This window comes from Hahella chejuensis KCTC 2396, from assembly GCF_000012985.1.
GTDB classification, from domain to species: domain Bacteria; phylum Pseudomonadota; class Gammaproteobacteria; order Pseudomonadales; family Oleiphilaceae; genus Hahella; species Hahella chejuensis.
This window is the reverse complement of record NC_007645.1, coordinates 5212316-5234425: the sequence shown is the minus strand read 5'-3', so window position 1 is coordinate 5234425 and position 22110 is coordinate 5212316. Positions and strand designations below refer to the sequence as shown.

At 53.1% G+C, this 22110-nt stretch carries 21 protein-coding genes; 15 read left to right on the top strand and 6 right to left on the bottom strand.

What is annotated here, in order from left to right; translation table 11 throughout:
• Positions 1-173: 173 nt before the first annotated feature.
• The 4 genes from HCH_RS22810 to HCH_RS22795 all read left to right on the top strand — a co-directional run bounded on the left by HCH_RS22810 (position 174) and on the right by HCH_RS22795 (position 5805).
• Complete coding sequence (locus HCH_RS22810; RefSeq protein ID WP_158304990.1) at positions 174-1052, top strand: alpha/beta hydrolase; 879 nt, start codon at positions 174-176, stop codon at positions 1050-1052.
• Positions 1053-1258: 206 nt separating this feature from the next.
• The gene (locus HCH_RS22805; protein WP_011398823.1) at positions 1259-2776 is read left to right on the top strand and encodes a fatty acyl-CoA reductase; all 1518 of its coding nucleotides are present in this window, start codon (positions 1259-1261) and stop codon (positions 2774-2776) included.
• Between the two features lie 302 nt (positions 2777-3078).
• Positions 3079-5028, top strand: coding sequence for an acetate--CoA ligase (gene acs, locus HCH_RS22800; RefSeq protein ID WP_011398822.1), 1950 nt, complete (start codon positions 3079-3081; stop codon positions 5026-5028).
• A gap of 105 nt (positions 5029-5133) precedes the next feature.
• Positions 5134-5805, top strand: coding sequence for a response regulator transcription factor (locus HCH_RS22795; RefSeq protein WP_216734866.1), 672 nt, complete (start codon positions 5134-5136; stop codon positions 5803-5805).
• Between the two features lie 31 nt (positions 5806-5836).
• Here the strand turns inward: HCH_RS22795 and HCH_RS22790 are convergent, their stop codons facing one another.
• On the bottom strand, positions 5837-9346 hold the full coding sequence (locus tag HCH_RS22790) for a hybrid sensor histidine kinase/response regulator (protein WP_011398820.1): 3510 nt from the start codon (positions 9344-9346) through the stop codon (positions 5837-5839).
• Between the two features lie 347 nt (positions 9347-9693).
• Here HCH_RS22790 and HCH_RS22785 point away from each other — a divergent pair, with 347 nt between their 5' ends.
• Together HCH_RS22785 and HCH_RS22780 are read left to right on the top strand one after the other, a co-directional pair.
• Positions 9694-9960 (top strand): DUF4212 domain-containing protein, encoded by a 267-nt coding sequence (locus tag HCH_RS22785; protein ID WP_011398819.1) that lies wholly within the window; start codon positions 9694-9696, stop codon positions 9958-9960.
• Between the two features lie 18 nt (positions 9961-9978).
• On the top strand, positions 9979-11754 hold the full coding sequence (locus HCH_RS22780; protein ID WP_011398818.1) for a sodium:solute symporter family protein: 1776 nt from the start codon (positions 9979-9981) through the stop codon (positions 11752-11754).
• Positions 11755-11818: 64 nt separating this feature from the next.
• Here the strand turns inward: HCH_RS22780 and HCH_RS22775 are convergent, their stop codons facing one another.
• Together HCH_RS22775 and HCH_RS22770 are read right to left on the bottom strand one after the other, a co-directional pair.
• Positions 11819-12202: a hypothetical protein gene (locus HCH_RS22775; protein ID WP_011398817.1), complete on the bottom strand. Its 384-nt coding sequence runs from the start codon at positions 12200-12202 to the stop codon at positions 11819-11821.
• A gap of 173 nt (positions 12203-12375) precedes the next feature.
• Positions 12376-12657: a pyrimidine/purine nucleoside phosphorylase gene (locus HCH_RS22770; protein ID WP_041598872.1), complete on the bottom strand. Its 282-nt coding sequence runs from the start codon at positions 12655-12657 to the stop codon at positions 12376-12378.
• A gap of 171 nt (positions 12658-12828) precedes the next feature.
• Here HCH_RS22770 and HCH_RS22765 point away from each other — a divergent pair, with 171 nt between their 5' ends.
• The gene (locus HCH_RS22765) at positions 12829-13317 is read left to right on the top strand and encodes a hypothetical protein (protein ID WP_148212647.1); all 489 of its coding nucleotides are present in this window, start codon (positions 12829-12831) and stop codon (positions 13315-13317) included.
• Positions 13318-13343: 26 nt separating this feature from the next.
• On the opposite strand, the gene HCH_RS22760 is transcribed toward HCH_RS22765, so the two are convergent.
• Together HCH_RS22760 and HCH_RS22755 are read right to left on the bottom strand one after the other, a co-directional pair.
• Positions 13344-13547 (bottom strand): hypothetical protein, encoded by a 204-nt coding sequence (locus tag HCH_RS22760; protein WP_011398812.1) that lies wholly within the window; start codon positions 13545-13547, stop codon positions 13344-13346.
• 182 nt (positions 13548-13729) lie between these two features.
• Positions 13730-14035 (bottom strand): hypothetical protein, encoded by a 306-nt coding sequence (locus tag HCH_RS22755; RefSeq protein ID WP_011398811.1) that lies wholly within the window; start codon positions 14033-14035, stop codon positions 13730-13732.
• Positions 14036-14520: 485 nt separating this feature from the next.
• On the opposite strand from HCH_RS22755, the gene HCH_RS22750 reads away from it, so the two are divergent.
• The 5 genes from HCH_RS22750 to HCH_RS22735 all read left to right on the top strand — a co-directional run bounded on the left by HCH_RS22750 (position 14521) and on the right by HCH_RS22735 (position 18265).
• The gene (locus HCH_RS22750) at positions 14521-15729 is read left to right on the top strand and encodes an RtcB family protein (RefSeq protein ID WP_011398809.1); all 1209 of its coding nucleotides are present in this window, start codon (positions 14521-14523) and stop codon (positions 15727-15729) included.
• 44 nt (positions 15730-15773) lie between these two features.
• Positions 15774-15932: a hypothetical protein gene (locus HCH_RS34310; RefSeq protein ID WP_158304989.1), complete on the top strand. Its 159-nt coding sequence runs from the start codon at positions 15774-15776 to the stop codon at positions 15930-15932.
• Between the two features lie 250 nt (positions 15933-16182).
• Positions 16183-16512, top strand: coding sequence for a DUF2288 domain-containing protein (locus HCH_RS22745; RefSeq protein ID WP_011398808.1), 330 nt, complete (start codon positions 16183-16185; stop codon positions 16510-16512).
• Between the two features lie 71 nt (positions 16513-16583).
• A complete protein-coding gene (locus HCH_RS22740) occupies positions 16584-17294 on the top strand; it encodes an alanyl-tRNA editing protein (RefSeq protein ID WP_238385024.1) in 711 nt (236 codons plus the stop codon).
• Between the two features lie 2 nt (positions 17295-17296).
• On the top strand, positions 17297-18265 hold the full coding sequence (locus HCH_RS22735; protein ID WP_011398806.1) for a WG repeat-containing protein: 969 nt from the start codon (positions 17297-17299) through the stop codon (positions 18263-18265).
• 496 nt (positions 18266-18761) lie between these two features.
• On the opposite strand, the gene HCH_RS22730 is transcribed toward HCH_RS22735, so the two are convergent.
• Complete coding sequence (locus tag HCH_RS22730; protein WP_011398805.1) at positions 18762-19175, bottom strand: hypothetical protein; 414 nt, start codon at positions 19173-19175, stop codon at positions 18762-18764.
• A 168-nt stretch (positions 19176-19343) separates the two neighbouring features.
• Here HCH_RS22730 and HCH_RS22725 point away from each other — a divergent pair, with 168 nt between their 5' ends.
• From HCH_RS22725 to HCH_RS22715, 3 genes are all read left to right on the top strand, one after another.
• A complete protein-coding gene (locus tag HCH_RS22725) occupies positions 19344-20141 on the top strand; it encodes a helix-turn-helix domain-containing protein (protein ID WP_011398804.1) in 798 nt (265 codons plus the stop codon).
• Between the two features lie 174 nt (positions 20142-20315).
• Positions 20316-20864 (top strand): hypothetical protein, encoded by a 549-nt coding sequence (locus HCH_RS22720; RefSeq protein ID WP_011398803.1) that lies wholly within the window; start codon positions 20316-20318, stop codon positions 20862-20864.
• Positions 20861-22060, top strand: coding sequence for an iron-containing alcohol dehydrogenase (locus tag HCH_RS22715; protein WP_011398802.1), 1200 nt, complete (start codon positions 20861-20863; stop codon positions 22058-22060). Before HCH_RS22720 ends, HCH_RS22715 begins: the two co-directional genes overlap by 4 nt.
• Positions 22061-22110: the final 50 nt, after the last annotated feature.

Below are 22110 nucleotides of genomic sequence, written 5' to 3'. Positions count from 1 at the left end.
TGGAAGTTGGACCAGCGGTGCGAACAATCCTATTTGCAGATGATTGAGTCAGGGAATGATGCAGTCTTTTGTTTCCGATGTCGTCGACTCGCGGAAGCGGTTTTCACTGACGACGGTCTCTGCGCATATGTCCGCCAACCGAACAGCCCAGACGGTAAGTTTTAAGCATGGATATGCAGAACCTTCTCCCGATTGTGCAGCAGGAGCCGGTGCAATTCTCCTCCCAGGGAGATGAGCTGGTCGGCCGCTTATTCCTGCCAGCCAGGGAAGGGCGCTTTCCTGCGGCGATCATCTGTCATGGCGCCTTTGGTTATAAAGAACATTTTTATGAATTGGCGGAAGCCCTGGCGCATCGTGGGATAGCGGCGCTGGCGCTGGATATGCGCGGGCATGGCGAGTCTGAAGGGCCTCGCTTTCATGTGAACATGCAGGCATGGCGGGCTGATGTGGCGGCGGCGCTGGAATATCTCAAATCGCGCCGCGAAATAGAATCTCATCACATTGGCGCGCTGGGCTTTTCTTCCGGCGGTACGGCAGTGTTGGAAGCCGCGGCGCAAGGCGCGTCTTTACGCGCATTGGTGACATTGAGCGCCACAGTTCGTAACGTGCTGACTTGGTGGCAGTGGCCGTTTTTTAAAACCGCCAATCTGGTCGGTGCATTCAAACGTCGGTTGGGGTTCGGCGATCTCCGGCTGCCGCTCGCATTTGCGCTGAAGTCGGTTCCCGCAGCAGTAGACCCTCGTATCAATGCCTCCATCGTAGGCGATCCATATTTGGTGCAGGCGTACTCGGGCTTACCGATTCCCGGAGCGATCGAGTGCTTCATCGTTGACACATTTCGGCGCACAAAGAATGTACAGTGCCCTGTTTGTGTGATTCATGGCGCGGAAGACCGCGTTGATCCGCCAGCCAGCGCCAAGCTTTTATATGACAACCTGCGAGGAAGCAAAGCGCTGCATATTGTCGCTGACAGCGGTCATGTAGGACATATGGACAAGAAGAAAGGGGAGATTATCCAATTGACTTGTGATTGGTTCGCCGATCGATTGTAAAACAATCAGTGACCAAGCTGTAAAGATGGTCAGATTTTTGCTGTGAGATATGTCACGGGGTACGCTGCGGGGCTTCTTCGTTAGGGAAATTGCGGAGACAGTCACACATACAGATGTAACCTAATGTAAATATCATTATCAAAAGACTCGCATAAGCTGGGACGCCAAGCGGCAATGTGTTTAAGGAGAGAGAGGTCTAAGCGAATATGAAGCAATCACTTACGTTAACTGCTTTTGCTAATAAGAATGTACTGATTACGGGGACGACGGGATTCGTCGGCAAGGTGGTACTGGAGAAGCTGCTGCGCAGCGTGCCGACAATTGGGAAGATTTATTTGCTGATACGGGGTAATTCAAAGAACCCTACAGCGCGAAAGCGGTTCCAGAATGAGATCGCGACCTCATCTATTTTCGATACTCTCAAGGCATCGCAGGGAAGTCGTTTCGAGGAGTTGTGCGAAACCCGCATCCACTGCGTGACCGGAGAGGTGACGGAGCCTCTGTTTGGCCTGTCGGAGAAGGACTTTACCGACCTGGCCGCAGATATCGACGTTATTATCAATTCAGCCGCCAGCGTCAATTTCCGCGAAGCGCTGGATCAGGCTCTCACCATCAATACCCTGTGCCTTAAAAATATCATTGAACTGTCGCGGCGCGCGGCGGACTGCCCTGTCGTGCAGGTATCCACCTGCTACGTCAACGGCTTCAATCAGGGAGTGATGGAAGAGGAAATCGTCAGCCCGGCGGGAGAACGCATTGAGCGTTCAGAACGCGGCTACTATGAAGTTGAGCCGCTGATTGCGCGTTTGCTGCAGGATGTAGAGCAAGTGTCCGCCGCTGCGGCGGATGATCATAGCAGGGAAAAGGATCTTATCGACCTGGGTATCAAAGAAGCCAATAAGTATGGTTGGAACGATACCTATACCTTCACTAAATGGATGGGCGAGCAGTTGCTGATGAAGGAGCTGTATGGCAAAACCCTGACCATCCTGCGACCTTCCATTGTTGAAAGTACGCTGCTGGGACCGGCGCCGGGCTGGATTGAGGGGGTGAAAGTGGCGGATGCGATCATCCTCGCTTACGCCAGAGAAAAGGTGTCTTTGTTTCCCGGCAAGAAGAATGCGGTCATTGATATCATTCCGGCGGACCTGGTGGCCAACAGCATCATCCTGAGCGCCACGGAAGCGCTGCTGGATTCCGGCGCCCATCGCATCTACCAGTGTTGCAGCAGCGAGGTTAATCCAATCAGGATTCGGGAAGTCATTGGGCATGTGCAGCAAGAGGCGGAGCACAATTATCAGACGCACGACAAACTGTTCTACCGCAAGCCGAAGAAGCCCTTTGTAATGATTCCCGGCGCCGTGTTTCACGCGTTGATGGCGATCAGTTTCCACATGCTGAAATGGAGTTCCCGTCTGCAGAGCTTGTTTGGCCGTAAGGCTTCCGGGCGCAAGCTGAGCAACATGGAAACTACGATGAAACTGTCCAAGGTGTTTTCCTTCTATACCTCTCCCAGCTATACCTTCAGCAACCGCCGTCTGCAGGAGCTATCCACCCGTCTTGGGGAATATGACCAGAGCGAATTCCCCGTGAATGCGGGTATGTATGACTGGGCGCACTACTTGCGGGAAGTTCACGTGGCGGGTCTGAACAAGTACGCGCTGCGGCCGAAAGTGGTGAAGATGAACCCGCCTGCAGCAAAACCTCGCAGCCGCGCTGCGTAAATACGAGCCGCGCGCAAAGCGTCACCGAAAGGGGGAGGCGACTCCCCCGAAATATGGCTGAAATATCGCCGGGCCCGACCGGCTTGCTTCTGAACTTTTCCCGCCTGGCTCCTTACATTCATTGCTTAATACTTAGGTCGTAACGGTGTCAATCCATTGAATGTCTTTGCTTTTGGACGCCTATCGCATGTCGATATACCAAGGTCTAATACAGAGGGGTGATTCGCGGGAGTAGAAAAAAGAAGGCTTCAGGCCTCAACACATACTGGTTCAACAATAATAAAAGAAGAGAGTGCAAGACTATGAGTGCGTCTACTGTTTATCCGTCCAAGGCGGAAATCATCCAACATTCCTTTCTCGACGAACAGAAATACCAGGATCTTTATCGGCAGTCGATCACCGAGCCGGAAAAGTTCTGGGCCGAGCATGCGCAACGCCTGGACTGGTTCAAGCCCTTCAGTAAGGTCAAAGACACCTCCTTTCATGCGCCGGACGTGCATATACGCTGGTTTGAGGACGGTTATCTGAATGTTTCCCATAACTGTCTCGATCGTCATCTGGAGCATCGCGGCGACCAGACGGCGATTATCTGGCAGGGGGATGACCCCAGCGAGCACAAACATATCAGTTATCGTGAATTGCACACGGCGGTGTGTCGGTTCGCCAATGTACTGAAAGCCCAGGGCGTCGCTAAAGGGGACGTAGTGACTTTATATATGCCCATGATTCCGGAAACGGCGGTGGCCATGCTGGCCTGCACCCGCATCGGCGCAGTGCATTCCGTGGTGTTTGGCGGCTTTTCTCCAGAGGCGTTGGCGAGCCGTATATTGAATGGCCGGTCTAAGCTGGTGATCACCGCTGACGAAGGCTTGCGCGGGGGGAAAACCATTCCGCTTAAAGCCAATGTGGACGCCGCACTGACGCGTTCTGATCTGGACATGGTGGAGAAGGTGATTGTGGTCAAACGCACTGGCGTTGACGTGGGGTGGCGCGAAGGCCGGGATATCTGCTATCAGGAGGCGATGGCGCAAGCCTCTGACGATTGCCCGGCGGAAGTGATGAATGCGGAAGATCCTCTGTTTATTCTCTACACCTCTGGCTCCACCGGCGCGCCCAAAGGGGTGTTGCACACGACGGGCGGCTATCTGACCTATGTGTCGCTCTCTCACCAATATGTTTTTAACTATCGTGAAGGCGATGTGTTCTGGTGCACTGCGGACTTTGGCTGGATCACCGGCCACAGCTACGTGTTGTACGGGCCCTTGAGCAATGGCGCTACGACTCTGGTTTATGAGGGCGTGCCGAACTACCCGGATCTGTCCCGCTTCTGGCGGATTGTCGAGCAACATAAAGTGAACCTGTTTTACACCGCGCCGACGGCGATCCGCGCCATCATGGCGGCGGGAGATGAACTGGCCCAAGCGGCGGACAGCAGCTCTCTACGGGTAATGGGTAGCTGCGGAGAACCCATTAACCCGGAAGCCTGGGAATGGTTCTATCGGGTGGTGGGAGACTCCCGCTGTCCGATCATGGACACCTGGTGGCAAACCGAGACCGGCGGCATCATGATCACACCCATCGCTGGCGTGAACGACCTTAAACCCGGCTCCGCGACACGACCGTTTTTCGGCGTGCAGCCGGCGCTGGTGGATAACGAAGGCAATGAGATCTCCGGAGCAGGCGAGGGCAACCTGATCATCAAAGACAGCTGGCCAGCGCAAATGCGCACCGTCTATGGCGATCACGACCGCTTTGTGAAGACCTATTTCTCTACTTTTACCGGCGCCTATTTCACCGGAGATGGTGCGCGCAGGGATGAAGACGGGTACTATTGGATAACCGGCAGAGTGGATGACGTCATCAACGTGTCCGGGCACCGGATGGGAACCGCGGAAGTGGAGAGCGCGCTGGTTTCTCACCCCAAAGTGGCGGAGGCGGCCGTGGTCGGATATCCGCACGCCATCAAGGGGCAGGGCATATATGTATACATAACGCTTAATGTAAGCGAAGCGCCGACTGACGCCCTGAAGGAAGAGTTGCGACAGTGGGTGAGAAAAGAAATCGGTCCTGTGGCGTCGCCTGACGTTATACAGTGGGCGCCGGGATTACCGAAAACCCGATCTGGAAAGATAATGCGGCGCATTCTGCGTAAGATCGCCGCCGATGAGCATGACAACCTGGGCGACGTATCGACCCTGGCCGATCCGTCCGTCGTTGACGAGCTGATCGCCAATCGGGTTGGCGCGCCATAACGTCGTGTCTTCCGGATGATATCGGCGTTGACGTTATCCCTGTTGCAGGACTATGAAAAGCACATAGATCAGAAATTCTTAACTGAGCAATGAAAGAGGGGGCTCATGTTAATGTCGCAACAGATAATCATCGCCGATGATCATCCGCTGTTTCGCGCCGCGCTCAAGCAAGCGGTCACTCAGGCGGTGCGGTTTGTGGACGTGGTGGAGGTGGAATCCATCGCAACCCTGCAGGATGCGGTGGTGGCCAATCCGGATGCGGATCTGGTTCTGCTTGATTTGAATATGCCGGGCGCTCATGGGTTTTCCGGTTTGGTGTTCATGCGTGGACAATATCCGGGGCTGCCGGTGGTGATCGTCTCCGGCAGCGAAGAGCTGCAGGTGATTCGCCGCGCTATCGATTATGGCGCCTCCGGCTTTATTCCCAAGTCGGCGCCGTTGGACGAGATTTCCCAGGCGATTCAGGCGGTGCTGAATGGCGAAGTCTGGTTGCCGGCGGATGTCGCCGCCAAGATCGATTCCGTCAAAGCGGAGCACTCGGACTTCTCCGAACGTCTGGCCACTTTGACGCCGCAGCAATTCCGCGTGTTGGGAATGCTGACGGAGGGCATGCTGAATAAACAGATCGCTTACGATTTGGATGTCTCGGAAGCCACCGTCAAAGCGCACATCACTGCCTTGTTCCGCAAGCTGGGCGTGCGTAACCGCACACAGGCGGTTATCGCGGTGCAGCAGATGGAGGTGGAGCAGCAACAACAGGCCGCTCACTCCGGTTAATGCAATTGCCTGTGCGGGTTTGAGTCGAGTCTCAGGCCCGCGCGAGCATTTTGTTGATCATCGCTCTCAACGCAGCCGGTTTCACTGGCTTGTGCAGAATCTGATAACCCCTGTCTTTCGCATCCTGCTTCACTTCATCTGTATTGAGCGCAGTAATCAAAACCCCTGGTCGCCGCGTCGGCATGGTTTCCTGCAGCATATCCATAGTATCCAGCCCGTTGTCACCGTCGTCTAACTGATAGTCCGCCAACAGGATATCCGGCGCTTGCTCGGCGCATAGCGTTTTGGCCGCCTCGGGAGCGCGCGCGGTGCGCACGGTGCATCCCCAGCCCTCAAGTAGCGCGCGCATGCCGTCAAGAATCACCTGTTCATTGTCGATGCAGAGAATGTTGACGCCTTTCAGGCTCCCCAGCGCGCGAGTCGGCTTGGCGGCGTCAGCGGGTTTCTCGGCGGGTTTGACGCCGAGCGGAATAGTTACGGCGAACTTACTGCCTTGTCCCACCCAGGATTGCACCTCCACCGGATAATTCAGCATGCGGCAGATCCGGTCGACGATCGCCAGACCCAGACCAAGGCCTTTCTTTTCCGTCTGTCCGTGATTGAGGCGCTTGAACTCCTCAAAGATAGACTCCAGCTGGTCTTTCGGAATGCCGGGACCAGTATCCCAGACTTCAATGCGCACATGATCCTTGAGGCGGCGACAGCCGAGCACAATGCGTCCCTGGCGGGTGTAGCGAATCGCGTTGGTCAGGAAGTTCTGAATCACCCGGCGCAATAATTGGTGGTCGGAATAAACGTAACAGTTGCTGGGCAGCGTACGCATAGTGAGGCCGTTCTCCGCCGCGATGACCGTAAACTCTGTGTTCAGATGGCGTAACAACTCGTTGATACTGAAGGTGGTGAAGTGCGGTTCCAGGGCTCCGGCGTCCAGTTTGCTGATGTCGAGCAAGGTGCTGAGAATCTCTTCCGCAGCGTTGAGAGAGCTGTCGATATGGCTCACCAGCTCGCTGTATTCCTCATTGTTTTTCACTTTGTTGGAGAGCGCGGAGGAGAACAGGCGCGCAGCGTTGAGCGGCTGCAACAGGTCATGACTCGCCGACGCCAGGAACCGGGTTTTACTCAGGTTGGCGTTTTCCGCCACGGATTTCGCTTTCACCAACTGTTTGTTGAGCTTGGATAGCTCCTCAGTACGTTCTTTAACCCGTTGCTCCAGATAAGTGTTGGTTTCTTTTAACGCTAACTCGGTGCGGCGCATACCGGTGATATCGGAGAAGGTGGTGACGAAACCGCCATCCGGCATGGGGCTGCCCTGGATCAGAATTACCGTACCGTCCGGTCGCGTGCGCTCGTATTCATGGGGGCGGCCTTCCGCCATCATCTGCAGGCGACGCTCTACAATCTTTTGCGCTCGCCGGGCGGGAACATGGTTCATCAACAGGTTGTAACGCAGCAGATCCGCCACGGGACGGCCGACGCGCATGAAGCCTTTGGGGTAGTTAAAGATCTCAACATAGCGGCTGTTCCAGGCTACTAGATTGAGCGACTTGTCCGCGACTGACACGCCCAGGTTCATGTTTTCAATCGCAGCCTGCAAAAGTTCCCGGTTGAACTTGATGACCTGTGACGCTTCGTCGACGATGCTCACTACATCTTCAATCTGCATCTCCTGTCCCTTCAAGGCGGAGTTCAGCACCACTCGTGCGGTGGAGGAGCCGATGGCGCTGGCCAGATGCTTTTCGATGTGCTTGATCAGTTCCACGCTGGCGGGCTTGGAGGGGTAGAGTTTGACCCGGTTGCGGCGGGAAAAGTCGCGCATTGCTTCGCGCGTGCGTTCTTCGCCGAGAAAGCGTTCCGACAAGGCTCCAATATCCTCTATGGTGGCCTCGCTTAACCAGGTGGTAGGGCTGGCGCCGGCGTCTTGGGCGCTGTCGAAAAACGAAGCTACCTGGATTTTCTCAATGACCCGTTGTGTGGTCGCCAGGGAGACGGTGATATAAAGAAACAGGTTTATGCCCACGCTCCAGAGGGCGCCATGGGTAATGGTGTCCATGCCTTCGAATCCGAACAGAGCGGTGGGGCGAGTCCACTCCATGCTGAACAGGCCGGCGCTGATCAAGGCGGAATCGATTTGATTGACGCTGATTAAAGAGGGAATCAGCAACGTGTAGATCCAGGTGGCGAAGCCGAAGATCAGTCCCACAATGGCGCCCTGGCGGTTGCCGTGGCGCCAGACAATACCTCCAATCAATGCTGGGGCGAACTGCGCTACTGCAACGAAAGACAGTAGTCCGATAGACGCCAGAGAGAAGTGGCTGCCCATCATGCGGTAGTAGCCGAAAGCCGCCAGCAGCGTGACTAAAATCGTGGCGCGACGAATGTTTAACAGCCAGAAATGCACGTTCTTTTTGCGGGACAGATCCAGGGCCTGGATTCGCAGCAATAACGGCACAATGATTTCGTTACAGAACATGGTGCTGAGCGTGACGGTGGATACAATCACCATACTGGTGGCGGCGGAGCCTCCGCCGATGAACGACAGCACCGCCAACCATTCATGGCCCGCCACCACGGGCAAGCTGAGCACGAAGATATCTGGATCGACGGTGCCGTTGGGGTAGGTCAGAATACCCGCTGCGGCGATAGGAATCACAAAAAGTATCAGGAAAAATAAATACAACGGCAGCGCCCAGCGCGCCGTGTAAATATCGCGAGGCTCATAGTTTTCCACTACCGTAACGTGAAACTGGCGCGGCAAGCAGATGATCGCGAACGCCGCCAGTAGGGTTTGCACCAGAAAGTTAGTGGGTGAAATCGCGCCAAAGCTGAACGCGCCGTCCTGTTTCGACTGCTGTAGTCGCTGAACCAGATCTCCCAGCCCATCGAACATCACAAAACACACCAGAATACCGACGGCGATAAAAGCGATGAACTTGATGATGGACTCAAATGCGATCGCCTGAATCATGCCCCGGTGATGCTCAGTCGCATCGATATGGCGGGTGCCGAACAAAATTGTGAACAGACCCATCACTCCGGCGATATACAACGCAGTGTCCTGAAACAGCGGCAGCGCTTCCCGGTTGGGCTGCAACGCGCCTTCTGTGAGCACGTTGTAGCCGGTAGATACCGCTTTAAGCTGCAGTGCAATGTAAGGAAGAATGCCGACAATGGCGATGATGCTGACCATAACGGCCAGAGTCTGCGACTTGCCGTAACGTGTGGCGATAAAATCGGCGATGGAGGTGGTGTTGTGCCGTTTACTGATGCGAATAATGCGTGATAAAAGCGGCGCTCCAAAAATGAAAACCAACATGGGGCCGATGTAGATGGGAAGATATCCAAGCCCTGTCGCAGCTGCAGACCCCACTGCGCCAAAAAACGTCCATGAGGTGCAATAAACCGCCAATGAAAGGCTATACACCGCCACCCGGGTGCGTTCGTTCACATACATCCTTGGGCTTTGATCTCCCACATAGGCGATGGCGAACAGCAAGCCGATATAAGCAATGGAAACTGTAAAAAGCAAAAAACCGTTAATCATCAGCGGACTTATCTTGGTTGCGGGAATTATAAAACTCGAATTTCAATGATAAGCGGGCGAGGGGGATATTTCTAAGTTTTCCTTTCTCTTGTTCTTTAATTTACTTATTCAAATATATTGGGCCGCTTTGTTGTCCGTGTAGTTATTTTTCATATGTGCAAGGGTGTTTGTTTCGGTTTATACCTATGTCTAATTGCGCAGACTTTGAGCAGAAGAGTTTTTGACCTTTATACGTAACATCCTGAAATTTATAGGCAAAAATACTTATACCAAGGTCTAGATTTTCTCTCGCGGCGGCGGTGTTATCTTGATGACACCGATAAAAATAACAACGCGGAGGAGTCGGTATGTCGAGTGAAAAAGCTTCGGCCAAGGCCGCTTATTGGCGCGCCAACCTGAAACTACTGTTTATACTTTTGACGATCTGGTTCGTCGTTTCCTATGGTTGCGGCATTCTCTTCGTGGATGCCCTGGACACCATCAAAATAGGTGGTTTCCCCTTGGGTTTCTGGTTCGCCCAGCAGGGCTCCATCTACACCTTTGTTGTACTGATATTTGTGTATGTCTGGCGTATGAACAAGCTGGACCGCAAACATGACGTACACGAAGAATAAACGTAGTAGGAGGCCTAAATGGATACCCAGGTTTTAGTTTATATTGTCGTCGGCGCGACCTTTGCTCTCTATATCGGGATAGCAATCTGGTCAAGAGCCGGTTCTACCAGTGAGTATTATGTCGCCAGCAAAGGCGTGCACCCTATTGCGAACGGCATGGCCACTGGCGCCGACTGGATGTCGGCGGCTTCATTCATTTCAATGGCGGGCATCATTTCGTTCGTCGGCCGGGACGGTTCGGTTTATCTGATGGGATGGACCGGCGGTTACGTGCTGCTGGCGATGTGTCTTGCGCCCTATCTGCGCAAGTTTGGCAAGTTCACCGTACCTGAGTTCGTGGGAGAGCGTTACTACTCTCAAGCGGCGAGGATGGTGGCGGTCGTCTGCGTTATCTTTATCTCCTTTACTTATGTCGCTGGCCAAATGCGCGGCGTAGGCATTGTGTTCTCCCGTTATCTCGAAGTGGATATCAATCTTGGCGTCATGATCGGCATGGGCATCGTGTTTATCTATGCAGTGCTCGGCGGCATGAAAGGCATCACCTACACCCAGGTGGCGCAATACTGCGTCATGATTCTTGCGTATATGATCCCGGCCATCTTCATTTCCATACTGGTGACTGGCAATCCCATTCCTCAGATTGGATTCGGAGATACCGTGCAGGGAACGGACACCTATCTGTTGGACAAGCTGAACCAGATTTCGATTGATCTAGGGTTTGCGGAATACACCAGCGGGTCCAAGTCCACTATCGATACGTTCGCAATCACTCTGGCTTTGATGGTGGGAACAGCAGGGCTGCCGCACGTTATCGTGCGTTTCTTCACTGTACCTAAAGTCAGCGACGCGCGCTTGTCAGCGGGATGGGCGTTGCTGTTTATCGCCATTCTGTACACCACTGCGCCGGCGGTTGCGTCATTCGCCAGGCTGAATTTGGTGCAGACCGTCAATAACGCTGAATATCAGCAGTTGCCGGGCTGGTTCCAAAACTGGGAGAACGCTGGCTTGCTGGCTTGGCAAGACAAGAACGGCGACGGCAAGATTCAATACTCTGCCGGCGCGCCCTTTGCGGGTAAACCGGATTTCGCAGCTGATCAGCGCGGAGCCAGCGGTGAGCGTGCGCTGACCAACGCTCCGACAGAAAGCGCTAATGAGCTATATGTCGACCGCGATATCATGGTGCTGGCGAACCCGGAAATTGCGCAATTGCCTGGTTGGGTGGTGGCTTTGATTGCGGCTGGTGGTTTGGCGGCTGCGTTGTCTACTGCGGCGGGACTTCTGTTGGTTATCTCCACTTCGATCTCTCATGACCTGCTAAAGAGCAACCTCATGCCGAATATTTCTGAGAAGCAGGAGTTGTTGGCGGCGCGTATCGCGGCGGCGGCGGCCATTGCTATAGCGGGCTATTTCGGCATTAATCCGCCGGGATTCGTTGCGCAGGTGGTGGCGTTTGCCTTCGGCTTGGCGGCGGCGTCCTTCTTCCCGGCGATTATCATGGGGATCTTCTATAAGCGTATGAACAAAGAAGGCGCGATTGCAGGTATGCTGACAGGCTTGATATTCACCTTCAGCTATATCGTCTACTTCAAGTTCGTGAATCCTGCTGCAAATACGCCTGAGCACTGGTGGTTCGGTATTTCGCCAGAAGGCATCGGTACGCTGGGTATGGTCTTCAACTTCGTTGTCTCCACAGTTGTCGCGAAGATGACAGCGGAACCGCCTGCTCATATTCAGGAGCTGGTGGAGGATATCCGAGTGCCCAGAGGCGCAGTGTCGCCAGTGGCTGGCCACTGATCGTTAAGCAAATAAAAAGCGCCTGCGGGCGCTTTTTTTATGGGATAAAGTCTGAAAGTGCGGCTTAGCGCAGCTGGATCTTTCCGCCGCCAGGCATGCCGCCCATTCCTTCCTGGCCGGGAACAACGATGGAAGAGGCCGCTTGTCTGCGCATCTCTTTCAGTTCTTCAATGGTCTGATGCATGGCTTTGTTCGCTGCTTCGGAGAACATTTTCACGGCTTGTTCTAATGAGTCCGCCTCCAACTCGAAGTTCAGCGGCAGAGCGCCGGCCGGGGTCATCATTTGAGTCTGGCCGTAGTACAGTACTCTGCGTGATTCATCTTGAGCGCCGTTGGCGTCCACTGGCGTCAGGCGTCTGATAGCGCCGATTTTCTGATCTGTGATCACTTCTTCCAGATACAGATTATTGACGTCCATAGTCATCTCGGGGGATTGAGATTCATGCATTTTGTCTTGTCCCGAATTGGTTGGTTTGAATATTAACTTTATTAGATGGCGGCCATATGGACGATTTCAACCCTAGTTCATTTTTGCTATGTTGCCAGCTTGGCTAACGACTTGTTTCAAAATGAAAAAAAGGGTGTCCTAGGGCGTATTGGGCGGCTACTGTATATACGCTTTTACCCGTAAGTGCACAGATAGGCGGTGTCAACTGCAACCTTCAGATTAAATGTGGCGTTTGCCGGAATCTCAAACCGGTCTCCCGCATTGAATCGCGTCCAGCTCTCGCTTTCGGGCAGCTTGACGCTCAAGGCTCCGCTTACAACGGTCATCGTTTCATGTTGACTGGTGGAAAATTCATAGTCTCCAGGAATCATGACGCCGACCGTCGCCGGCAGGGTCGCTGTTTGGAAAGCGATGGATTTTACTCTGCCGTTAAAATACTCATTTACCTTCAACATGGTTATTTCTCCAAAAATGGAGAAGCAGTATAACACAGGGTTGTAACGTTCTGTTGCGGCATGTTTTGTTTGGTAAAAGTGTGCGCTGATGGGCAGGTTGCGGGGGAGAATGCTCACTCTTTGTCGATGGCTGAATGATTAAAGTAGAGCAATGATGAACAGGAGGTGGGAATGTCTTCGGCGATGCCAAGCAAATTATTGAAGTTGAAGGTTTTGGCGGACGTGCCCCGTACAGAGTACGTGGATCCGTCAAAACAAAGCAGATCGCTGGACAAAGGCTCGCGGCTTGATTTTGTGCGCATGTTGCGCAAGAGCGCTAAAGTAGAAGCGCCAACGCCAAAGCGGGCTCCCAAAGTAAAGAAAACGTTTAACGCAGCCGTATGGTTGCGCTTCTTGACGCCGCCAGAGCAGCCGGTCTCTTTGTGGATCATGTATCGCGACGATCGTGGTGAGTTTGCGGTAATGGTCGATGAGGCGAAACTGAGCACAGGCACGTCAACCATGCTTTCCGGTTGTGTGACGTTGGAAGTGCAGGGCGAGATCGCTTATATGAAAGCCTGCTGTGGTGGAACCCGGGACGGTGAAACCTTTGCGGTGGAAGAACTCTACGTACAGCGCCACGCCAGCGAACAGGCGGCGACCAATCAACGCTCCGCCTGATATTTCCTTAAGACATTCCTGATTTGCTACCCGGCTTTCATGGTATTCATGAGGCTGGGTTGCGCCTGATGGGGCTCCTCATCACATTCCTGTTGCGCGGCTTCCGCAATATCGTTTACCAGCGATTTGGGCATTCTACCCCAGTCCAGGCCGGTAATACGGTTGAGCGCATTCAGCGCCGACGAGGGTCGGGTATTGCTGATGTGGATAACTTTTGTTGATTTAGCCATCTAATGCGCTCCAGAAAAATCCTTGTCATCTAATAAGCTATTTGCGTGCCAATATTGTTTTTTTAATTAAAACAAATAGTTATCATGTAGCTTGGAGAGATCGCTGGGTGCAAGGTGACATTTAACGTCAGTTTGTGACAGAAGTACGAGAACTGAGGAAGAAAAAGAGGAAGGTGAACTGACTACAGCTCATTCAGTGCTTTCCAGGCATCCTCGTAGGTTAGCCGAACGCCAGCTTTTCGCTTAAGTTGACGCAAACGGCGTATTGCCCAATATAGTTGGCCCCGGTCTCGCAATTGGCGAATGTCATCCCAGTCGGTGTCTTTCAGAGGCTTGAGTCTTCCCTTTCTAATGGTCCATTGCTCCAACATAAACAGCAGTAAAAAGTAAGCTGAAAAAGCAATCCCCAGCACTGATAGCAATTGCGCCCAGTGGGCTATGTCTGTGAAGTCGAACATGTGGACATCCTCTTTTTTCTTGTCGGACACTGTATTTCATAAAGTACTAATCTGAGTTTTGCATAGATGGATAAGGTATTCATCATAGAGCTTTCCCTGGTTAACTTTGCTGTTGCTTGGGGGAGCGCCATGCCGTATCATGCCGCGCTCAGTTTCCAGTTAGGCGGCTTTCGCTGGAAGCAAGAGTCACCGTTTTATGTGTGAATAGTAGAAAGCCATCTAGAAACCAGAATTTAAGGAGGCATTTGAAAGTGTTGATCAGTCAGAGCAAAAAATCAGACTAGAAGCCTTTCAAGTGCGTTGGCTTGAAAGGCGAATAAATAGAGCCTTTCGAGCCGGGACCCTTCACACGAAAACCCCGGTCGACTGACGTTGATCGGGGTTTTTGCGTTTTAACCCCTCTCGTTTTGGCTCATTTCCATGAAGAGGGCCTTCTTGTTGGCGCGTTGGCGCGGGCAAGTAAGGCCGTAGAAGGACGTCGACCCGTATGCAGTTAGTGTCGGCGCAGGAAATTTATGCCTGTTTTTATTGAGTTAAATAAATCTGGGGACGCAGGCTCCGCTCCGGTGAAGATTTTCACTGCAGAGGTGGAGTATCAAGCTATGTCCCAATTGAAGAACTTGGCGCGTCTGCCAATCATTCATTCTCACATTGCAGCGATGCCGGATGTGCATGTCGGCATTGGCGCAACCGTCGGCTCCGTGATTCCGACCCGTAGCGCGATTATTCCGTCCGCTGTGGGAGTAGACATTGGTTGTGGCATGAATGCCGTCAGGTTATCGCTGAAGGCGTCGCAACTACCGGACGACTTGAGTCGGGTGCGCTCTGCCATTGAGCGCGCAGTGCCTGTTGGACAGCGCGCGCATTCCTCTGTTTCATCCAGGTTTGCAGCTTGCAAAAACCTGGCTCCAGGGGCGGACAGGCTGCTTGAGCAGCACCCGAAACTGAGCAAAATGTTGCCGCGGGCGCAACAGACATGGGTGCGACAGCTAGGAACGTTGGGTGGCGGCAATCATTTTATAGAAGTGTGCGTTGACCAAAGCCAAGATGTTTGGGTGATGTTGCACTCCGGCAGTCGCGGTATCGGCAACGTGATTGGACGCTACTTTATCGAGCGGGCCCGTAAAGATATGTCTCGGCATATCGCCAATTTGCCAGACCGGGATTTGGCCTACTTTGAAGAAGGCAGTCCACACTTTGCGGACTACCTGGACGCTGTAGACTGGGCTCAGGAATACGCAAGAGTGAATAGAGAGGAGATGCTTGGTTTGACGTTAAGAGCCATGCAGCCGTTTTTGCCGCCTTTTACAACCACCTGTGAGGCGATTAATTGTCACCACAATTACGTGCAAAAAGAGCGGCATTATGGGGCGGACGTTTACGTCACCCGTAAAGGGGCGATCAGCGCCAGAGAAGGTCAGCTAGGCATTATACCGGGAAGTATGGGGGCTAGATCCTTTATTGTGAGAGGCAAGGGTAATCCTGAGTCTTTCTGCTCTTGCTCCCATGGCGCAGGCCGCAAAATGAGTCGTATGCAGGCGCGTCAGCGTTTCACTCGGGAAGACCTTGAAAAACAGACGGCGGGCGTTGAATGCAGAAAGGACAAGGGGGTTTTGGATGAAATACCCTCCGCATATAAGGACATTGATGAAGTCATGAAGAATCAATCGGACTTGGTTGAAGTGGTTCATGAACTTAAACAGCTTATCTGTATCAAAGGATAAGCGAAAACTGTAAACCCAATTTGGGTTATTTGGAGAATGCAATCATGAGTAAAAAAACTGGCCGCAAGGCTATTGTAAAAGCAAGAAATCCCCATGCAATCAATCCCTTGATGCGAAAAGGGGGAACCCACGAAAAGAGCCCTGGCGCTAAACGCGCTGCGCAGAAACGCCACACCCGGCAGCTTGCCGGGGAGTGGCGTTAACTTACACTGCTTTTGCTCAACACTTCTGATATGCCTCACCTTAACCTTTCCTAAATTTCCCCTCCATTTTCTTCACGATATCTCTTAGTTCTTATACCCTGCTGATATTCCTGCGTGATTGGATGATACCCCTATACTTCTGTCCAGTCCCAAAGCATGCCTGCGCCTAAAGAGTGGATATTGCCTGATGCATTTCTGATAATGTCGGCGAGCCTGACATTCTGAAAGTTAACTGATTAGAGAATGATTGATGACAGAGATTAATAGCGCTGGTGAACCCTTGTCTCCGGCTGATGAGCTGCGCGCTAAGCTGGTGTCTGATACAGCGAGAATTAATTGGCGTGAGTTGGAGCGTTTTTATGCAAAGGGCCAGGTCGTATTGGTGTCCGCAGAGCTTGATCTGATAGAAACGGCTGCAGCGGTGGCGCAGGATGACAAACAAAAAGTGGAAGCCTGGATTAAATCCGGCGAGCTGGGGGGCGTCATGGCTGAGACCGCGCAGCGCTGGCATGATGAAAGCTATGAACTGTGGGCGGTTGTTGTGGCGCCTTGGGTGCTGGTGCAAGATAAGTCCGTCTGACTTGTTTTATGTAAAGTCGCGGCTTGGGACGCAGAAGAAGCAAAAAAGCATATAGGTAGCGCAGGGTGAAAATGATGACGCAGGAGCTGTTCAGAGAAGACGCATACGCCAAAGAGTGTATCGCCAAGGTAGTTGCAATCAAGGAAAACTCAGTTCTACTAGACCGAACGATATTTTATCCGTTGGGAGGAGGGCAACCCGGCGATACAGGGGAATTTGAAAATCAGAGTGCTCGCGTCTGGAAAGTAACAGACACCCGTAAAGATCCAGATGGCGAGGGGATTTTGCATATACTGGATAGATCGGAAGGCTTGGAGGAGGGAATGGAGCTGGCGTTGCGGATTGATTGGGAGCGTCGCTATGCGCACATGCGGATGCATACCTGCCTGCACTTGCTGTGTTCCTTGATCGAAGCGCCTGTAACTGGCGGCAATATATCTGTGGACAAAGGTCGCCTGGACTTCTATCTGGACTATTCCCCTGACAAGGACGGTTTGGAAAGCCGAATAAACGCTTTGGTCGCTGCGGGACATCCTGTCAGTTATCGTTGGATTACCGATGAGGAGTTGGACGCTCAGCCAGAGCTGGTCAGAACCTTGTCCGTGCAGCCGCCAAAGGGCGCAGGCAAAGTAAGGTTGGTGAGCGTGGATGGCGTCGACTTGCAACCTTGCGGCGGCACTCATGTAAAGAACACCGCTGAAATTGGCCCTGTTTTGATAGGGAAAATTGAAAATAAAGGCAAAGGCAATCGTCGGGTAAATTTATCATTGGCGAGCGTGTGATCATGCTGAAGAGGGGCTTATCCTGTTGCGCTCTGGTCGTCCTGCTGGCGATCAGCTTATGCTCTCGGGTATGGGCGGCGCCGTCTGTCGTGGATGTTTCCACTTTGCAGTGCGAAATTAAAGATAGCGCGCCTCGTTGCGACGATAAGATTCAGTTCGATATGGGGTATGAGCAAGAGCTGCGTGAAGGTCGCTGCCGATATCGTTCCCTGGAGGGGCTGCCAGTCGGAGATCGTTGGTTTGATCGCTGTGTTGACGGCTTTATCGGCGCCTATGCGCAGGTATGTCTGGTTGGACAGATGGGGCGCTTGGGTTGTGGAGCCATAAACCATAGCGGTGAGATCGTTATTCCGCTGGTGTATGACCGTATAGAAATCACTCCGCATAGCGCGATAGTCGCCGTCAACTACAACGGTAAATGGGGATTTTTCAACCTGGATGAAGATCGCTTGCTATTAGCCCCTCAGTTTTCCCGCATCACCAGTTTCAGTGAAGGTTTAGCCTATGTGGAAACGGAGACTGAGGACATTACTGAGCCTGGCTGGATTATAAATGAGCAGGGCTTACGCGTGGCTTCCGTGCCGCGCAAGATTCAGGTTGCGGGCCGTTTTTCCGATGGTCTGGCTCCAGCACGCTCGGATACGTTATGGGGATATATCAACAGTAAGGGCGAATGGGCTATATCTCCCCAGTTTTATTACGCCGGAGAGTTTTCTTCCGGCTATGCGACAGTGTTGGCGATAGACAAGCCGCAGCAGTGGGCGATTATTGATGTATCTGGCGCCGGAGCCCTTTTTTTTGAAGGTGACCAACACAGAGTGGGGGAAGTTGTCGGCTCCGCTGTGGCGGTGACCTTTGACTGCGAAAGCGAGCCGGCGGTCGCGACCAGTGTCCGTTGTAAACGTATGTGCCTGGAATTGAGCAATCCCGAACCGAAAGCCGCCTGCACAAAAGTGCTTGAGACTCGCTGAGGGAGAGCTTTCAGTCTTGTGAGATATCTCCTACACGTATAGCAGAGATATATTGTTTTTTTCACCTCCCAAGATTACTAATATTTAACCCGCAAGATGCACAGACGGACGTAAGGATGCGAGGAAAGGAAGCGACAAGGACGATGAACAGCCATAGGAATCGGCAAGGGAAGCGTTCAAATCTCAAGGCGCAGCAAGGAATGCTGCGCCTTCTTGCGTTTTAAGGGCGCAATATAGAAAAAACGGCGTTGTCTTACGACACATGGGCGAATATCTCACAAACCAAGCAGAGAAGACTTATTTTGTGACCCATCGGGAATCCGTAATATGGGAACCGTAAGGAGACGAAAGCGAACTCCCAGGGATTGGGAAGCAAGGATGCAACAAGGATGATGTCTTCACCGCAGGAAGCGGTCATGGAAAATAGGGAAATTCGAAAGGCGCGGCTGGGAGGCTGCGCCTTTTGTTTTTCTGCGTTCTGTTTGCTGAGCTTACGTCAGACTCCAACACTCCCTACAGTTTCGTTTTTGCCTATTGCTGACTGCTCCAGCAACGCGAGCACGCTCACCGCTAATGCGATGGCGACGATCAGAAACAATCCAATTTCTGAAAATCTGCCGCCGAATAACGCGACAACCAGTGCGCTGGCCAGAACCCAGGCCCAGTCGAGGTAAACGATCCACTTTGAGAATTTATCCTGCCATGCGGAAGAGCGCGCTACGAGAAAAACATCCACCGCCCACATCGCCAGCGCTATTCCTAATCCTATGTAAATCTCCGTCGCCAGCCCGCCGACCTTGGCTGCGAACCAGGATGGGAACAGTATCAGATCGATCGCCAGAAGCAGCGAAAGGCCTGCATTGACATAAAGTGTTTTAGCCAACAGTTGGCGATTTTTTACTTGGGTCATAAATCTTCTCCTGATTGATGTGTCTGCGGATCTATTTTTGAAGCGGGGGCTAACGCCAAACAATTACCTCAGAGGTAATGGCGCATAGTTGCGTCTGACGGGCATATTGGCCAAATTGAGGCGGGCGGGAGCGCAGCCTCCTTGAAATCAGCGTTGGGAGTAATAGTTATGAGCGCATTTGGCGCGAAGTTACGGGAACTGAGAGAAGCTCGCCGGCTCAGCCAGCTTGAGCTTTCTCTGGAAGCGGAGGTCTCTGCGCGGCATATCAGCTTTATGGAAACGGGACGATCTAAGCCCAGTAGGGAAATGGTGCTGCATATGGGGCGGATATTGGGAGTGGACATGGCGACCACTAACAGTCTTTTAACGCTGGCCGGGTACAGTCAGGTGTTTGGCGAGAGGCGCTTGGACGCGGCGTCGATGGCTCCGGTGCGCAAGGCCTTGGAGCAGTTGATGTGTTCCCATATGCCTTACCCCGCCATAGTGCTGGATCGGCATTACAATCTGATTCAGGCGAACGCCGCCCAGCTATTTTTGATGCAACGGCTTATGGCGGCGGGGATGGCGATTAGCGAAACGCCGAACTTCATGAAGGTCTTCCTGGCGCGGGATGGGTTACGGTCTTTTGTTGATGACTGGGAATTACTGGCCTGCCATATGCTGCAACGTGTCTGGCGTGAGCATACGCTGGAGGCCGGATCTGCGGAGGATGAAGCGTTTGTTGAGGAGTTGTTGAGCATCGAAGGCATTCCTTCCGACTGGAAAAGGCGCAATCTGGAGAGTCTGGATAGTCTTGTTATCAACGTCAATATCAATCTTGATGGCGTGAAGCTGAGAATGTTCAGCTCGATTTCCAGCTTTGGCGCGCCCTTGGATATTACGGTCAGGGATATTCGCATAGAGCATTTCTTTCTGCTGGATGACGCGACAGAAGCCTACTGGCGCACACATTGTGAAGGGCTTTAGGTCGTTTCCGCAGTGCTTCACAGCCTTCTATTGACGGAAACAGGCTTTCTGTCTAGAGTAAAAGCTCTAACTTGTTTGTTACGTTATGACGTGTCCGGAAAATGCAGTTTCATCCGGTTGTAGCGATACGCGTAGACAAGCAGCGGTATAACAACAACTCAGGGTGGGTGGAGCGTGAGAATTCAGCGACTCAAGAGTCAGGCGGTCAGCCGCGCCAAACGGCTGTATGTGGCGACCATGATGCAGGTGGTCGGCCGCGCATTACAGGCGATCTCCCAGGAAGATAATGAAATTCAGCGGGAGTTGTCGGCTTTTCCGGAAAACTTCACTTTCGCCATGAAAGTGCTGCCCTCGGGACCGGGGCTGATGTTGCGGAAAGCGGCTGACGGCTCCTTCACATACTTGTCAGCCTCCGAAAGCGAAGCGGACTTAACCATCTATATCAAACACATAGAACACGCCTTCCGCATGCTCTCATTTCAGGAAAGCACGGCGACAGCGTTCGCCAATGACCGTATGGTGGTGGATGGCGATATTTCCAGCGCGGTGCGTATGGTGCGGGCCTTGAACCGTCTCGAAGCCTTTATCTTGCCGAAACTGTTGGCGGAGATGGCGATCAAAGAGTATCCGTCTATTACACTCCCTGAGAAACTCATTCAGGGCGCGCGGATATATCTGCGTGTGGCGACCAATTTTTTGTCTGAGCAGAGGAAAGCAGCATGAGCAAAGGGTATTACGAATTTTTTTGCCCGGTCAAAGTGATCGCAGGCGAAGCTGCGCTGGAGCATATTCCTTTTGAGCTCAGCGCATTGGGCGTATCGAATCCGTTGATGATTACCGACAAAGGCGTGCGTGGCGCGGGGCTGTCGGATTATGTGATTACCGCTTGCAGTGAGGGCGGTGTAGAAATGGCGTCCATTTTTGACGATGTGCCGCCGGACTCGTCGACCGAGGTGGTGCGCAGTATCGCCGCCGTGTATCGCGAGCAGGGGGCTGACTCTATAATCGCTGTGGGCGGCGGATCGGTGATCGACACTGCGAAAGCCATCAACATTCTGGTTTCCGAAGGGGGCGACAATCTGGCCAAGTACTCTGGCGCCGGCATGCTGAAGCGTCCGCTCAAACCCTTTTTCGTCATACCCACCACGGCGGGGACGGGCTCGGAAGTCACTTCGGTGGCGGTGATCGCTGATCGGAAAAAAGGCGTTAAGCTGCCGTTCGGCTCCCCCTTTCTGCTGCCCAATGCAGCGATTATCGATCCGCGTATGACGCTGACATTGCCAGCGCATATTACCGCCGCCACGGCGATGGATGCGCTTACTCATGCTGTTGAAGCGTATACTTGCATGGCCAAGAACCCGCTAAGCGACGCCTACGCCTTTTCCGCCGTCAAGAAAATCAGCGAGCACTTGCTGGAAGTGATGGACAACCCGAAAGATCCGCAAGGGCGTCTGGAGTTGGCGCAAGCTTCAACTATGGCGGGCATCGCTTTCTCCAACTCCATGGTGGGGTTGGTGCATGCGTTGGGACATGCTCTGGGAGTTATTTGCCATTTGCCTCATGGAATGTGCATGAGTCTGTTCCTGCCTTATGTGCTGGAATACAACCTGCGTAAAGGCAAAATTCGCGAGCCATTGGCGGAGTTGTTGCTGCCATTGGCGGGAGCGCGAGTGTACGCCAATACGCCGCCGGAACAACGGGCGAGACGGGCCGTAGCCGCGATTAGAGAGTTGCGCGATGAGCTGTTCGAACGCTGCAAGCTGCCGCGCACACTGAAAGAAACCGGTAAGGTCAGTCTGGACCTGCTGCCGAAAATCGCGGATGTAGCGATGGATGACGGGTCTATTATCTTCAATCCGGCGGAAGCGGATTTTGAGGAAGTCTTGGAAGTGCTGAAGAGCGCTTGGGACGATATGTAAATTGTAAGAGCCCGGCTGCGGAGCGATCCGGCAGCCGGGTGCGCATTCCT